At 67.2% G+C, this 836-nt stretch carries 1 protein-coding gene; it reads left to right on the forward strand.

What is annotated here, in order from left to right; all coding sequences use genetic code 11:
- Nucleotides 1-348: 348 nt before the first annotated feature.
- Nucleotides 349-822, forward strand: a complete 474-nt coding sequence (locus ABD151_RS09485) for a hypothetical protein (RefSeq protein WP_343993650.1) — start codon at nt 349-351, stop codon at nt 820-822.
- The last annotated feature ends 14 nt before the right edge of the window (nt 823-836 follow it).

Genomic DNA, 836 nt, shown 5'->3' on the forward strand with positions numbered 1-836 from the left:
TGGGTGGCCTTCGCCCTGAGCGAAGGCCACCCAGGGCCCGTTCTCGCATAGCGCCGGCGCGTGCTCAAGAAAATAGACAAAGTGCACATAAACCGGCCGAGAAGCCTTGACGGCCCGAAATCGGCATCGCTATCGTGCGAGCGGATCAAATTAGGCTTGCCTTACCTAAGTGGGTAACGAGCCGTGGTCCGCCGAATCGAGGCGACAAGCGTTTGAGCGGCTGGGGCCGCCCCGGACAAGAGCAAACCCCAGCCCACCCCGTCGCCTCACCCACACCGCACCCCGAGGGGTGCGGCAAACACGGATCGGCAACAGGGCCGATCTGCACGCTAGGAATGAGGTTGCACCATGTCAAATGGCACCCGTACCCGGATCACTCGCGCCACCAAGCTCAGCGCCGCCATCGGTGGCGCCGCCGCAGTCGCCGCGCTCTCCGCGATGCCTGCGTTCGCCGCCGGCACGATCACCGCGGTCTCGCCGACCCCCTTGGTCGACGCCACCACGGCCACCGTGACCGGAACCGGCTTCGCGGCCAACGCCGACCTCCGGGTCGGCCTCTGCTCGACTGACACCTACGGCCTGCTCGCGATCCCGGCCTGCGGCGAGTTCACCGACACCACCACCGACGGCAGCGGCAACCTCTCTGCGGCCTTCGTCGCCTACGAGAACGGCGTCAACAACCACTACAACCCGCTGAACCCGGTCTTCTGGGGCCAGCCGTCCACGCTCGACTGCACCGCCCCCGGCTCCTGCGAGATCGTGATCACCTCGCACAGCGGGACGTCGAGCACCACCGAGGCGACCGCTCCGGCCAACTTCTGAGCCACCGCCTGACC

It is taken from the genome of Nocardioides dubius (genome assembly GCF_039528155.1).
GTDB lineage: Bacteria > Actinomycetota > Actinomycetes > Propionibacteriales > Nocardioidaceae > Nocardioides > Nocardioides dubius.

Coding starts and splice junctions, on each gene's coding strand:
- ABD151_RS09485 (WP_343993650.1), top strand. CDS start 349: ATGTCAAATGGCACCCGTACCCGGATCACTCGCGCCACCAAGCTCAGC.